This is a genomic window from Ruegeria sp. THAF57 (genome assembly GCF_903914075.1).
Taxonomy (GTDB): Bacteria; Pseudomonadota; Alphaproteobacteria; order Rhodobacterales; family Rhodobacteraceae; genus Ruegeria.
Genome location: NZ_CAIWNQ010000009.1, coordinates 28,817 through 42,064 on the forward strand (window position 1 = coordinate 28,817; position 13,248 = coordinate 42,064).

The following is a 13,248-nucleotide window of genomic DNA, read 5'->3' on the forward strand; positions in this document are numbered from 1 at the left end:
TTACTGCGTAAACCCGTTTTGCTTCGACCACTGATGGTGGCGAGATTGGATATTTGCGCTCAACTGAAAGGACCAAGGCCATGTCGTCTGATCTTGAAACCCTCTTGTCCGCCGCGCGCGATCACGCCAGTGAAGTGATCCTGCCCAATGTTGACGCCTGGAACAATAACAGGGCTTGGCCTCGCGCGGCCTCTGACAAGGCAGGTGCGGCGGGTCTGACTGGTCTCTACGCACCGAAAGAGTGGGGCGGACAGGGTTTGCCGCTGTCCGAGGGTATTCAGGTTTATGAACAATTGGGAACAGGCGATGGAGCTTACGCATTTGCGATTTCCATGCACAACATTTGTACTTTTGCAGGGTGTGGATACGGGACCGACGCGTTCAAAGAGGAATGGGCTCGCGATCTGACCTCAGGCCGTAAGCTTGCAAATTTCGCGCTGACAGAGCCGCAGTCCGGGTCTGATCCGATGAAGATGTATACCCATGCAACAATCAACGGTGACGGCACCTGGACGATCAACGGCGCTAAAGCGTGGGTCAGCTTGGCGACTGAGGCCGACATCTACTTTACCGTTGTCAAAACCTCGGATGAGCCTGGTCATAAGGACATGGCCATGATCGCGATCCCAGCAGATGCGCCGGGTATCAGCTTTGGTCCAATTTATGATACACCATCCTATAACTTCCTGCCGATTTCCGAGATGTATTTTGACAACGTCGTGGTCAGCGAAGAAAATATCATTCTTCCAATTGGCCAAGGCTTGCAGGGCTCATTGATGGCGATCGACATCGCAAGGGTCTCGATCGCTTCTGGGTGTTGTGGCCTGATGCAGGCTGCGCTGGATACTGCGCTGTCCTATTCAAAGAACCGCAAGATGTTTGGCGGCAAGAACCTCGACCTTGACGGCATTCAGTGGATGCTGGGAGAGGTGGCAACAGATCTCGAAGCGTCCAAGCTGCTTTACCGCAAGGCAGCCGAAGCCCTTGGCACCCCTGAGGGGCCACTTATGGCGGCACATGCAAAACGTTTTGTCCCCGACGCTGCGGTAAAAGCCGCGAACACCTGCACCCAGGTTCTGGGTGGGATGGGTCTTTTGCAGCCTTACGGGCTGGATCGACTATCACGCTTGGCGCAGATGCTGCGGATCGTTGACGGAACAACCGAAATCAGCCGCGTCGTGATTGGTAGAGCGCTGAAAAAACGTGCGGCTGGTCTGCCGGACCTTCCTGTGCCAAAGGGGTATGGCGAAACTGACGAAAACGATACAAACCTAGCGGCGGAATAGTACGCTATACATACAGGAGTTTGGGCTATGCGCGCTGTCCTATGTTCGAAATTTGAGGGCGCTGATGCGCTTGAACTTGGCGAAGCGCCAGAGCCTGTTCCAGCAGCCGATGAAGTTCTCATCGAGGTGCATGCCGCCGCCGTGAGTTTTATGGACAAGCTCATGGCGGAAGGTGGTTATCAACTGCGGCCAGAGTTGCCTTATGTACCGGGAACCGACGCCGCAGGCATTGTCTTACAGGTCGGGAGCGAGGTCATCGACTTCAAGCCAGGTGATCGTGTCGTCGGGCAAATGTGGCACGGCAGTTACGCGGAACGTGCTGTAACCAAACACTGGAAGTGCGCGAAAGTACCCGAAAGCGTCGACCTTACGGTCGCTTCAACCGTCTTGCATAACTACATGACAGCCTACCACGCTTTGGTCCAAAGATGCGCGCTGCGACCGGGTGAGACCCTGTTGGTCACGGGCGCCACTGGCGGAGTTGGACTTGCCGCCGTTGACATGGGGCGGATGCTTGGTGTGCGCGTCCTTGCAGGAACTGGTGACACCGCCAAAATGAGCGCACTGCAGGAGGCAGGCGCCGATGCAGTCGTCAATATGCGTGAAGGCGACCTGCGCAAACAAATCCAAGACCTTACAGACGGAAATGGGTTGGATGTTTGCTTTGAGATGATAGGCGGAGACACCTTTGTAAAAATTGCCCGGTCCATGCGGTGGGGCGGGCGCATCACGCCAATTGGGTTTGTGAGCGGGGAGATCCCAAACCTACCGATGAACCTGCCTCTGCTCAAAGGCTTCTCGGTGGTTGGCGTGTTCGAAGGTGCATGGGCCGAGAAGTTCCCATCGGAAGCCAAGGATGCAGCAGACAAGATAATGAACTGGATTGCTGAAGGCGAACTGCGCCCACTTATCGATCGCGTCTTGAAGTTGGAGGACGCATCTGAAGCCTTCCGATCTCTCAATGAGCGTGAAGTGATCGGGCGTATTGTTCTGCAAGTCTAGGTGTTCCACCCACTTTCCAAGTCTGGCTAATCTACATCGAGGATCGGATGGGTCGCGCTCGGTCGACGATCAATCGCGAATTGAAGAGCAATTCTTCAGGGACAAGGATTTGGTTCGAGCGGTTTGGTAACAGAACTGATTTGTTTCAGAGTCTCAAATTCCCTCGATGCGATGTGAGTTGGCAGAGCGCACATAGTCTGCTCAGAATCTTTCCATCTTAGATTTGGATAGGACATGCGCCATGACGATCAAACGCCGCCAGTTCATGAAGCTGGGACTTGCTTCAACAGCCGCACTCGCACTCGGAACCCCTGCTGCATTTGCCGGGGACAAGGAACGCACCGGTAGCCTGTCCGGGCGTCGTGGCTATAACGTTAAGGGGACGGTCTCGGTCACCGGTGATACAGTCACACTCAAAAACGACTATGTCTTTGACCCCAGCAAAAACCCACCGGACATCAAGATCGGCTTCGGCAATGGTGAGACCTATGCCAATGGTTCAAAGATTCACGACAAGCTGACCGTCAAGAAAGGCGAAGCTTCGTTTAAAATCCCGGCCGGGATCGACACATCCAAGTACAACGAGCTTTATATCTATTGTGAGAAGTTCACCGTGATCCTGGCGGTGGCCCCGCTGAGTTAAGCGGTCCTTGAAGGCATTGTAAAACCGCCCGCCAAGGTGGGCGGTTTTCGTCCTTTTACCCAGCACTCAGCGAGGGCAGGTTTGTACCGTCAGGATTCCTTTTTTGATTTGTCAGGTTGGGGGCAAGTCGGACTGGCGTTGTTAAGCGCCATTCTTTTTCTGCTGATGGTGCTTCTGGCACGTCGTGCTTTACGCCCTTTCCCGATCTGGGTGCGATTATTCGGGGCGTTATCCCTATTTTGGCTGTTCGTGTGGCTGTCGCCGCAAATCTATTACATGTATTATCGGTTGGTCATTCCCGATCTACCCTTGCAATGGGTGATCTGGCCACCCCGCGACCCTCTGAAGTCTCTGGAAATGCTGATTTTCTCGTATGAGCAGAACCTAAGTGCCCACGGGCAGGGTATCCTTGGATGGGCGGTCATTCTGGCGGCCGTCCTGCCACGCAGGCATGCGGGCCGATCTGGGGGTTAGCTTTGTTCTCTGGTCGGTTCGATCTGGTCGAAAATGGCTGAACATATCTGGTCCATTTCCAGCGCAAAGAAGTTCTTAGCAGCCGCCTCGTTCGGATGGTATGGGTCCTTGACCATGCCGCTCTTGTTCAGGCGGAAATAATGCTTGTTGCCTTGGTTGGCCGCAACCGTTTCGGGGGTAGCACCAGGTACGAACGTGCACCGCAGTCCCGTGACCTTGAACGCATCCATCAGATTCTTCTGCGCCCGCAGCCGCAAATCTACGATCTTCTTCTTGTAAGCGGGCGCTGTGGTCATGAAAATGCACGGCAGGTCGGGAGGCAGTTGCGCTTGCAGGCGTTCAACATCCCGTACGGCTGCTTCGGGGTTGTTGGCCCACCGCTTGGCCGAGTTGCCGAGAAAGGACATCAGGATCAGCTTGGGATCATAATAACCGTCCCGCAGCATCTCTTCGAGCGGTGAGGTTTTGGCCGCGCAGAACTGATATTCCCTTCCTTTGCCAATCTGCACATACTTGTTGCCGGTCTTATTCACAAATCCATACGCGCCGGCGTTCACGTTCCATTTCGGGTCCACCTTGCAGATCGTGTCCTTTGCCCGCCCCGACCGGGCAGTCCACGAGTCGATTGAACTGGACCGGACACCTATCACCCCGACCCGCATTTCCCCAAGGCGTTCAAGGTGCTTTTTCTGCCGGGCATTGGGGTGACAGTGGTCCTTGATATCGCTGAAAAACTCCAAGAAAGCCGGGCCCGAACCAAAGGATATCTGGCTGTCCCCGATAATCAGAATCTCGGGCGAGGTAAAATCCTCTGCGCTTGCCCCCAGAGTGGTGAAGGCCAAGGCGCAAACAGTTGCGACCATCTTTTTGAACACCTGCATATCCCCCCTGCAGTCCTTACCTCTATTTCACGGCCGAAAATACCGCGTCGCAGATTTCGGCCGTGTTAATGTCAAGAAACGCCCGGACCGCAGCCCGGCTTGGATGGTGCGGGTCCTTGACCTTGCCCGCATCGTTGCGGCGGAAATAAGCGGGCTGACCTTCGATCGCGTCGCGTGTCTTGCGGTTGAACCCTTCGACCACGGCACATTGCGTTCCCGCCTGCCGCAAGGCGTGGGCTATTGCGGTTTGGGCTTTCATCCGTTTGTCGTTGGTCTTTTTCAGATAAACCGGCACGCTTGAGATGAAGATGCATGGAATCTCGTCGGGAATTTGTTCCAGCGTGCGGCGGGCATCCTGTTGGGCCAAATCAGGAGAATTCGCCCAGCGATCGGATGAATTGCCCAGAAAGGTCAGAACCAGCAATTCGGGTTTGTAGTATCCATCATCAAACATCGCTTGAAACGCGGTTTGTTTGGGTTTGCAGAACTGATAGGCGTTGCCCTTGCCGATCTGAATGAACACCCGGTCAGGGTTGCCTTCGATACCATAGGCCCCGGCATTGACCCCAAATTTCTTGTCGACATCGCAAATCGCACCTTTTGCGGCCCCTTTGGGTGTTGTCCATGACTGCAAGGATGTCGAACGGACGCCAATCGCGGCAGTCTCGCGCTTGCCGAGGTTACCCAGTGCCTTTTTGCGTTCCGGCGTCATCTTGCACCGATCCGCCAGTTCATCGAAGAACCTCAGGTACTCTTTGCCTGCCCCGAACGAAATCTGGCTGTCCCCCAGGATCAGAATATCCGGTTGCGCCACCGCGGGCTGTGCGCTTAGGGCCGCAACAATGGCCAGCCAAAGTCCGAATACTGATGTTCTGAGCAATGTCACGTATTCACCTTCAACAGTCGTCCCGCAGCCGGACTATTCCCCGTCATTCGCGCCAGAATGCGGGATTTTGCGGTGTAACACCAATCAATACCTGGTTATATCCACCGCGCGTGCCGTGATGATCTGGCTGAGGTCCTAAATGGGGGAACATGGATGCCCGGTTGTTTGGATACAGGGACACGCCCCTATCCCTCACCATTCGCGAAGGCCTGCAACTCTACGGTTACCAAAGCTTCTGAGCAAAGCCGCTCGATAACAAAGGCAATGAAACTCAAGGCTATTGGACATTGTGGCGTCCTTTCGTATTTTGGATACAAAGTGGAAATGCCAGAGACTATCCCAATGCCAAAAACCCGCGCGATTCATCGCCAAAGTTTGCCTGATGTCATCACAAACGACCTGCGCGAGCGTATCCTGAGTGGAGAGATGGTGGAAGGTGAAACCATTCGGCAAGAAGCGTTGGCAGAGGAATATGATGTATCCCGCATGCCGATACGTGAGGCGCTCAAGCGGCTGGATGCCGAGGGCCTGGTCCAACTGACTAACAATCGGGGGGCCTGTGTAACAACTCATTCCCTATCGGAAATCGGAGAGATTTTCGATCTTAGAATCCTGTTGGAAGTCGACCTTTTCAAACGGGCGATCCCCCAGATGACAGAGGCGGATTTCGTCATCTGCGAAGAGTTGTTGAACAAAATGGAAAGGTCCTATGAAACATATGACGTCGGACAATGGGGCAGCCTGAACTACGAATATCACACGGCGTTATACGCCGCCGCAGAGCGCGGGATTACCAACGAAATCCTACAACGGGTCAATCTGCAATCTGACCGTTATGTGCGGATGCACCTGAGTGTGATGGAACAGCGAGAGCCAGCTAAAGAGGAGCACCGTCAGTTATTGGCACTGGCGCGGTCGCGCAATGCAGAGGCTGCTTGCGCGCTGCTGACGAACCACATCCAGCGCACCAAGGAACAGTTGCTGGCTATGGTCATCGCGACCCGCAAAGCCGAAAGCTAATCTGAATAGTCAGACCACAGGGCACTGACGGGCATTTGGAGTGACCCGTCATTCCAACACGTTTCGTGAACCAGCCAAATGTCAGCGGCCTATGATTGTCAGATCTTTGGGAAAACTGGTCAGCGACCGACAACCATCCTTGGTCACAAGAACATCATCTTCGATTCGAACGCCAAAATTGCCCAGATCGTACAAGCCCGGCTCGTTGGTCCAGACCATCCCCGGCAGGATTTTCTGTTGGTTGCCGCGCATGATATACGGCGCTTCGTGCACGTCGCGACCCAGACCATGACCCGTCTTGGTGCGTATTCGGTCGGCATAGGGCGAAGCCTCGAGGACATTTGTAACCGCGTCGTCGATGTCATGGGCGCTCGCGCCGGGGCAACAGGCCTTGAACCCTTCGAGGTTCGCGCGAAGGACTGTATCGTAAACCGCCCTGCCCTCGTCCGAAACCTCACCAACAAAGAATGTACGCGTGATATCCGCCGCAAAACCGTGTTTGCGCGCGCCAAAGTCGAAGAGCAGCGCATCGCCGGGTTTGATCTGATAATCCGCGCGGGCTTTGCCGTGTGGTTGAGCCGAGTTGTCCCCGGCGGCGACAATCGGCGCAAAAGCCAACGACGCGGCGCCTTCAGCAAACAGCGCCTGGATCAACGCCTGTTCGATCTGTTTTTCGGTTTGCCCGACGCGAACTGTTGAAATCACACGTTCCAGCGCGCGTTCCGAGATATCAATCGCGGCCTGCAACGCGGCAATATCGGCGTCGGTCTTGATGATCCGCAAACCAGAAATCTCGCGCTCAGCATCTACGATTTGCAAGTCGGGCATCGCATTGGTCAGGGCCTTGGACACGAAAACCCGCATCACTTGCCCTTCAACGGCAAGTGACCTCAGCGGCATATGAGCGGCCAATGAAGCAAAGGCGCTGTCATAGCCCGATTGGTCCATCCAGTCGAAAACGGCCCCCTCAAAACCGACCAATTCCCACGTTCCCAGTTCCAGATTGGGCACAATCGCGGCAGGCGTGCCCACAGCCGGGATTACGACCACAAAGGGTCGTTCGTGGCTCATGAAGGGTTTGCCCAGTGCGCGGGTAAAATTCGGGCCGGGCACAAGGGCAATGGCATCTACTGACATGTCCTTTGCCAGTTTACTGTATTCCGACAAATCCGGCATGTGTGCCGACCTCCCAAGATAGTAGGGTCGAGCCGCCGCATCGGTCAGCTCTTGCCAATAATCTGCAACTATTTGGACACTTACACCATGGAAGATGTAACTGCCCAGAGGGTGTGTTTTGGGCCCGTGCCCAAAGTGCCCATGGTCAAAACTCAATACCGAGCCAGATAGCGACCACCACGCATTTGCACAAATATTGGGCGTAGGATTTGGGTTTGACGCGCATTTGGCCAGTATGGATTTACATCCAATGGTCACGGATTTTTACTTCTAATCAATGAAAGAACGAATTGATCGCCCTTCCACATGACCGCCGACCCAAAATTGCTGGTTTTCTCGGATCTCGATGGGACGCTGCTGGATCATCACAATTATCGTTGGGCGGCTGCACAGCCGGGGCTTAAACGCTTGTCGGAAATCGGTGCGGGGCTTGTATTGGCCAGCAGCAAAACAGCGGCAGAGATTGCGCCCCTACAACAGGAACTTGGTTCCACGCGAATGCCGGCAATTGTTGAAAATGGGGCGGGTATCCTGTGGCCCGATGCGCCCGATATTGAAGGGGACCGTTATCAGGACTTGCGCACGGTGCTTTCCCAACTGCCCACGGGATTTGTCGGGTTTGGCGATATGTCCGATCAGGATGTGGCAGATGCGACGGGGCTTAACCCCATTCAAGCCGCCCGTGCTCGAACGCGGAGATTCAGCGAGCCCGGGCTGTGGACGGGCACGGAAGCTGAATTGGACCGCTTCGTTGCGCAAGCGCGCAACATGGGTCTTTTTGCCAGTCGCGGGGGGCGGTTCTTGACCATGTCCTTCGGGAAAACCAAGGCGGACGCCTTAAGGGACGTTGTTCAGCAGCTAAGACCAAGCCGATCAATCGCCTTGGGTGACGCGCCAAATGACATTGAAATGCTAATGGCTGCGGATCAAGGCGTCGTGGTTGCAAACCCGGATGGGCCGGGCATTCCGCCTTTTCCACCTCATATTGAGTCACGCATATTCAGGACAGACAGCAGCGGTCCCCAAGGTTGGTCGGAGGCCATCCTGACCCTGACTGCAGAGTTCTGACAAAAACAAGGCGAACGACATGGCAGACTTCCATCAGAACGGAAACATAACGACGCTACACAATTTGCGCAGCAGACCCAGTGGCCACCTGTCGCATGAGATTTCGGTCTTTGCACAGACCCGCAAGATCACCCTGATCCTGCCATGTCTCTATTCCGAGTTGGAGGGGCCGGCCCTTGCCGGTATCCTTAAAGAACTGTCGCAGGTCCCATATCTTCACCGTGTCATCATTGGCCTGGACCAAGCGGATGAAGAGCAGTACCGCAAAGCCCGTGCGTTCTTTGCCGACTTGCCGCAAAACCACGCTGTTATCTGGAATGACAGCCCCCGTCTGACGCATCTTCAGGAACATCTGAAAGCCTTGGGCCTTGCGCCGCAGGAACCCGGCAAGGGCAAGAATGTCTGGTCTTGTATAGGCTATCTTCTGGCCTGCGCGGACAGTTCCGTTATGGCGATTCACGATTGCGACATTGTCACGTATAACCGCGAGATGCTGGATCGGCTGGTCTATCCGGTGGTCAACCCGACCTTTCCGTTTCAGATGGCCAAAGGGTTTTACCCCCGTATCGGGTCTGGCAAGCTGAACGGTCGTGTGACGCGCCTTCTGGTCAGTCCGCTGTTGATCGCGTTGAAAAAGGTAATCGGGGACCGCGATTATCTCGATTATCTGCGCAGCTTCCGCTATCCGCTATCGGGTGAGTTTGCAATTCGCACGCCTACCCTGCCCGACCTGCGCATTCCATCCGATTGGGGGCTTGAGATCGGAGTGTTGTCCGAGGCGTGGCGCAATCTGGCTCCTAAATCCGTCTGTCAGGTCGAAATTGCCGACAATTACGACCACAAACATCAGGATTTATCGCCTGAGGACGCAAATCGCGGCCTGTCGCGCATGTCCACCGATATTTGCAAGGCGATCTTCCGCAAACTGGCCGCCGATGGCACCGTTTTCACGCCCAACACCTTCCGCACACTCAAGGCAACCTATTACCGCTCTGCGTTGGATCTGTTGGAAGGCTACTATACCGACGCCAAGATGAATGGGTTGGAATTGGACCGCCACAAGGAAGAGAAATCCATCGAGCTATTCGCCGAAAATATCATTCGCGCCGGGCAGGTGTTTCTAGACAACCCGCACGAGACACCGTTCATCCCTACATGGAACAGGGTCCATTCGGCTGATCCTGAATTCTTGCTGCGCCTGAAGGCGGCGGTGTCCGACGATCTGGGCGAGTTCACCCCGCGTTCGTGATCCAGCGGCACTGATACGGGGCCAACACGATATCGGGGCCATTGGTGGCCAGGATTTCTCCGGTCAGGGCGTCGGTCCAGACTTCTTCGGCGATCATGTTGATCTCGGCGGGGCTGACATGGACCTGCTCGGCCGAGACATTATGCAGCGCAAAGATCGACTGGCTGCGATCCAGACTTTGCCGCCAGATGCCAAAGACGCGATCATCCAACCGCAGTGTGAATTGAGTGGCATTCGGATGAAAGGCCGGTTGTTGCGCCCGCAGGCGCAGGCGCTTGGACAGTTCCGACAACACCAGCGCCTGATTTGACCCCGGATCGGCCAGCCTTGCCAGCAGGTCAGGATAATGCCAGCGATGCCGGTTGATTGCCCGGTTCATGCCCCGCCGTTCGACCGCCTGGTGATCATTGGGTGTGGCCAGCAGGGAGTGGATGTAGAAGGCCGGTATCCCCTCCAAAGACATAACGATGGTCTGTGAACAGATGAACCGCGCCAGATGGTATTGATCGGGGCCGTGAAATGTCTCGGCCATGGCTTCGAAATAGCCGCAGTTCAGCTCATAGGGTTCTTCGCGCCCATCGGGAAGCGCGCGCATTGAAACCAGTCCGCCAATGCGGCGCACCGTGTCGATCATGCGCTCTTTTTCGTCGGGGGGCAGCAATCCCTCGGCCGGTCGCATCCCGATCCCATCGTGGCTGGCGGTGAAATTCAGATACGCGCAGCCCAGCTGCGCGGGCGGCATCGCGGCTTGCCATTCGCTTAGGTATTTCGCTGTGCCTGACTGCATTGCATGCAGGATCAAAGGGGGCAGCGGGAAATTGTAAACGGCGTGCGCTTCGTTCCGGTTGCCGAAGTAACTCAGATTCTCGGTCCGCGGGACGTTTGTTTCGGTCAGTAGTACAAGTGTTTCAGTTGCATAGTCGCACAGCAACCTGAGAAGCTGCACGATCGCATGGGTTTGCGGCAAGTGAATGCAGTTGGTGCCGATTTCTTTCCAGATGAAAGCCACCGCATCCAGTCGCAATATGCGCACTCCCTTGTCGATATGCAGACGGATAATCCGCAACATCTCGACCAAAACTTCGGGGTTTGAGAAATCCAGATCAACCTGATCGTGGCTGAACGTGCACCAGACGTATTTCTCACCCTCACTCGTTTCCACTTGCCGCAGCAACGGCGTGGTGCGGGGGCGCACAACCTCGGACAGATCATCCTCGGGTGACGCCTCAAAAAAGAACCGGTCGTGGGGGGATTTGCCCTGAAGGTAGTTGGTGAACCACGCGCCCTGGCTTGAGACATGATTCAACACGAGATCGGACATCAGATGAAAATCGTTGGCGATACGCGTGATATCTGACCAATCACCAAGCTGAGTGCTGACGCTATAGTAGTCGGAAACAGCGAACCCGTCGTCAGAAGTGAACGGAAAGAACGGCAAGATGTGAACGCCGTTGACCACCCCGCTCAGGTGGCGAACGAGAAAATCGTGCAGCAGGTCCAGCGGTTTGTGCGCCTGATCTTCGATCGAGTTACCATAGGTTATCAGGACGCTGTCTTTTTCTGACCACAACTTATTGCCGGGCTTGCGGCCTTGTTTGCGCCTGTGCGTATTGGACGGCCAAAAGGCATCGGAAATCTGTCGCGCCAGTATCGATTGATCATGGTCGGGGTAGATCTGAACAAGCAGGTCATTCAGGCGTCGGGAAAAGCTGGTATTATCACTGGTCAAGAGTCAGGGGCCCTTCGCTGCATCCGCCTGATGGTTTTCCAGAACGGCCAGCCTGTCAAACCGAACGGCGGTTCTTTGACTCAACCTGCGACACCCTGCACATTTTTTGGACATGTCACCGGTGACAGAAGGCTCACACAGCGTAGCGGGTCATGAACAAATCAACTGCCTGCCGCGCCACTTCGTCGATTTCAGACTGGGAAAAGCTATTCTGAATGCCAAATGCGGCACGGGCCCAGATGCGCACCTTACAAAGCTCTGAGAATTGCTCTGCGGCGATTTGCAAATCGTCGATGGCCAGTTCGCCTTGATTAACGGCCTTCCTAAAATACTCCACCAAGTGACGGACGCCGTTTTGCGGACCGGCCTCATAAAACGCTTGACCCAATTCCGGGAACCTGTCGCGTTCGGCCACACAAATGCGAAAAACCTGCTGCGCAAACTCGGACACCAGAAAAGTGGATAGTTGGGTTGCAGCTACGGTCAGCACCTCGCGCACTGGTTTGGAATCGTCGATCATCGACAAGACGTTTTCAGCCATCCGGCTGCATTCGGTATGAGCAACCTCCATGAACAAAAGGCGTTTGTCAGGAAAGTAGCTGTACAAGGTCGCCTTTGAGACACCAGCCGCGCGTGCGATATCGTCCACACTTGCGCCTTCGAAACCATCCGCCATGAATACTTCACGGGCACCACGTACCACTTGATCGAATTTGCGACCTGTACGCAGGATGGTGGCTGACTCGGGCATTGTTCCTCCTTGGCTGCAGGTTCCAAGTTTATAAACCGTTCAGTTCAGATTCAACGATTCTCGCAGAAACGCCCTTGGGTGAACAAGTGGACCCGCTTTGGGCAAGCGGGCTTGCCGACAGTTAAAACCGTGCTAACACTCTGGCCATGGTCGATATCTTTCTGCGCACACTTCCTTTCTTTGCGATCATCGGCCTTGGATATTGGGCCGGGCGCAGCCGTTTTTTCTCGGAAGATGCGACAGCGTATCTAACCAAATTTGTCTTCTATTTTGCGTTGTCGGCGATGCTGTTTCGATTTGCCGCCACGCTTCCGTTTGCTGAAATCTTCAATGCGAAGCTGGTGCTGGGATACCTTCTGGGCACCTTTGCTGTCTACGCGCTGGCAACTTTTGTCGCCTGGATCAGAGGTCTGGACGTTCCAACCTCGGCCGTCGAAGCGCAGTGCGCAGCCATTGGCAATGTTGGCTTTTTGGGCCTGCCGATGCTGGCGCTTTTGTTCACCGAAGCCGCGATCGGGCCGGTTATGCTAGTTCTTACGGTGGATCTTGTCGTCTTTTCGTCGTTGATCGTCATCTTGATCAATGGAGGACGGGATGGGCGGCTGACCCCGTCTACGTTTCGGTTAATTGCTGTCGGCCTGATAAAGAACCCCATGATCGTTTCGATCTCGGCTGGGATGCTGTGGTCTGCGTTTCAAGTCCCGGTCCCAGTACCACTGAACGATTTTCTGACAATTTTGGGTGGTGCTGCGACGCCCGGAGCCCTGTTTGCAATTGGTGCGTCATTGGCCAGCAAGTCGGCGGAACGCGTGCAAATTGCAGGGTGGCTCAGCTTTTGCAAACTGGTGGTACATCCTGCCTGTGTTGCAATCGTCCTGATTTGGGTGATCCCCGTCGCGACATTTCCAGCGTCAATAGCCATCGCTGCGGCCGCTCTGCCGGTTGCGGGTAACGTCTATATGCTGGCCGCACATTACGGCGTTGCGCCGCACAGGGCATCGGCGGCAATCCTTCTGTCTACTGCCGCAAGCATTCTGACCGTACCCGTTGTGATTGCCTGGGTCGGAGCGCTTTAGGTTTCTG

13 protein-coding genes are annotated in these 13,248 nt (G+C 55.2%); 8 read left to right on the forward strand and 5 right to left on the reverse strand.

What is annotated here, in order from left to right:
• The first annotated feature begins 80 nt into the window (after nt 1-80).
• The 4 genes from RUESEDTHA_RS17830 (at nt 81) to RUESEDTHA_RS17845 (ending at nt 3,405) form a co-directional block, all read left to right on the forward strand.
• On the forward strand, nt 81-1,286 hold the full coding sequence (locus RUESEDTHA_RS17830) for an acyl-CoA dehydrogenase family protein (RefSeq protein WP_180888023.1): 1,206 nt from the start codon (nt 81-83) through the stop codon (nt 1,284-1,286).
• 27 nt (nt 1,287-1,313) lie between these two features.
• Nucleotides 1,314-2,288: an NADPH:quinone oxidoreductase family protein gene (locus tag RUESEDTHA_RS17835; protein ID WP_180888024.1), complete on the forward strand. Its 975-nt coding sequence runs from the start codon at nt 1,314-1,316 to the stop codon at nt 2,286-2,288.
• A gap of 241 nt (nt 2,289-2,529) precedes the next feature.
• Complete coding sequence (locus RUESEDTHA_RS17840; RefSeq protein WP_180888025.1) at nt 2,530-2,931, forward strand: DM13 domain-containing protein; 402 nt, start codon at nt 2,530-2,532, stop codon at nt 2,929-2,931.
• Between the two features lie 81 nt (nt 2,932-3,012).
• Nucleotides 3,013-3,405 carry a hypothetical protein gene (locus RUESEDTHA_RS17845; RefSeq protein ID WP_180888026.1) on the forward strand — a complete coding sequence of 131 codons (393 nt, stop codon included), beginning with the start codon at nt 3,013-3,015 and terminating at the stop codon, nt 3,403-3,405.
• Here RUESEDTHA_RS17845 and RUESEDTHA_RS17850 read toward each other — a convergent pair.
• Nucleotides 3,402-4,286, reverse strand: a complete 885-nt coding sequence (locus RUESEDTHA_RS17850; RefSeq protein ID WP_180888027.1) for an SGNH/GDSL hydrolase family protein — start codon at nt 4,284-4,286, stop codon at nt 3,402-3,404. The two genes, RUESEDTHA_RS17845 and RUESEDTHA_RS17850, sit on opposite strands and share 4 nt — an antisense overlap.
• A gap of 22 nt (nt 4,287-4,308) precedes the next feature.
• Nucleotides 4,309-5,172 (reverse strand): SGNH/GDSL hydrolase family protein, encoded by an 864-nt coding sequence (locus tag RUESEDTHA_RS17855; RefSeq protein WP_180888028.1) that lies wholly within the window; start codon nt 5,170-5,172, stop codon nt 4,309-4,311.
• 342 nt (nt 5,173-5,514) lie between these two features.
• Here RUESEDTHA_RS17855 and RUESEDTHA_RS17860 point away from each other — a divergent pair, with 342 nt between their 5' ends.
• Nucleotides 5,515-6,192, forward strand: a complete 678-nt coding sequence (locus RUESEDTHA_RS17860) for a GntR family transcriptional regulator (RefSeq protein ID WP_180888029.1) — start codon at nt 5,515-5,517, stop codon at nt 6,190-6,192.
• 81 nt (nt 6,193-6,273) lie between these two features.
• Here RUESEDTHA_RS17860 and RUESEDTHA_RS17865 read toward each other — a convergent pair whose 3' ends face one another.
• Nucleotides 6,274-7,368 carry a Xaa-Pro peptidase family protein gene (locus RUESEDTHA_RS17865; RefSeq protein ID WP_180888030.1) on the reverse strand — a complete coding sequence of 365 codons (1,095 nt, stop codon included), beginning with the start codon at nt 7,366-7,368 and terminating at the stop codon, nt 6,274-6,276.
• A gap of 306 nt (nt 7,369-7,674) precedes the next feature.
• Here RUESEDTHA_RS17865 and RUESEDTHA_RS17870 point away from each other — a divergent pair, with 306 nt between their 5' ends.
• Nucleotides 7,675-8,436, forward strand: coding sequence for a mannosyl-3-phosphoglycerate phosphatase (locus RUESEDTHA_RS17870; RefSeq protein WP_180888031.1), 762 nt, complete (start codon nt 7,675-7,677; stop codon nt 8,434-8,436).
• A gap of 19 nt (nt 8,437-8,455) precedes the next feature.
• The gene (locus RUESEDTHA_RS17875) at nt 8,456-9,685 is read left to right on the forward strand and encodes a glycosyl transferase (protein WP_180888032.1); all 1,230 of its coding nucleotides are present in this window, start codon (nt 8,456-8,458) and stop codon (nt 9,683-9,685) included.
• On the opposite strand, the gene RUESEDTHA_RS17880 is transcribed toward RUESEDTHA_RS17875, so the two are convergent.
• Entirely contained in the window at nt 9,669-11,414 is a 1,746-nt protein-coding gene (locus RUESEDTHA_RS17880) for a sugar phosphorylase (RefSeq protein ID WP_180888033.1), read from the reverse strand. The genes RUESEDTHA_RS17875 and RUESEDTHA_RS17880 overlap by 17 nt on opposite strands.
• A gap of 133 nt (nt 11,415-11,547) precedes the next feature.
• Nucleotides 11,548-12,165 carry a TetR/AcrR family transcriptional regulator gene (locus RUESEDTHA_RS17885; protein WP_180888034.1) on the reverse strand — a complete coding sequence of 206 codons (618 nt, stop codon included), beginning with the start codon at nt 12,163-12,165 and terminating at the stop codon, nt 11,548-11,550.
• 146 nt (nt 12,166-12,311) lie between these two features.
• Here RUESEDTHA_RS17885 and RUESEDTHA_RS17890 point away from each other — a divergent pair, with 146 nt between their 5' ends.
• Nucleotides 12,312-13,241: an AEC family transporter gene (locus RUESEDTHA_RS17890; RefSeq protein ID WP_180888035.1), complete on the forward strand. Its 930-nt coding sequence runs from the start codon at nt 12,312-12,314 to the stop codon at nt 13,239-13,241.
• The last annotated feature ends 7 nt before the right edge of the window (nt 13,242-13,248 follow it).

Coding starts and splice junctions, on each gene's coding strand:
- RUESEDTHA_RS17830 (WP_180888023.1), top strand. CDS start 81: ATGTCGTCTGATCTTGAAACCCTCTTGTCCGCCGCGCGCGATCACGCC.
- RUESEDTHA_RS17835 (WP_180888024.1), top strand. CDS start 1,314: ATGCGCGCTGTCCTATGTTCGAAATTTGAGGGCGCTGATGCGCTTGAA.
- RUESEDTHA_RS17840 (WP_180888025.1), top strand. CDS start 2,530: ATGACGATCAAACGCCGCCAGTTCATGAAGCTGGGACTTGCTTCAACA.
- RUESEDTHA_RS17850 (WP_180888027.1), bottom strand. CDS start 4,286: ATGCAGGTGTTCAAAAAGATGGTCGCAACTGTTTGCGCCTTGGCCTTC.
- RUESEDTHA_RS17860 (WP_180888029.1), top strand. CDS start 5,515: ATGCCAAAAACCCGCGCGATTCATCGCCAAAGTTTGCCTGATGTCATC.
- RUESEDTHA_RS17865 (WP_180888030.1), bottom strand. CDS start 7,368: ATGCCGGATTTGTCGGAATACAGTAAACTGGCAAAGGACATGTCAGTA.
- RUESEDTHA_RS17870 (WP_180888031.1), top strand. CDS start 7,675: ATGACCGCCGACCCAAAATTGCTGGTTTTCTCGGATCTCGATGGGACG.
- RUESEDTHA_RS17875 (WP_180888032.1), top strand. CDS start 8,456: ATGGCAGACTTCCATCAGAACGGAAACATAACGACGCTACACAATTTG.
- RUESEDTHA_RS17885 (WP_180888034.1), bottom strand. CDS start 12,165: ATGCCCGAGTCAGCCACCATCCTGCGTACAGGTCGCAAATTCGATCAA.
- RUESEDTHA_RS17890 (WP_180888035.1), top strand. CDS start 12,312: ATGGTCGATATCTTTCTGCGCACACTTCCTTTCTTTGCGATCATCGGC.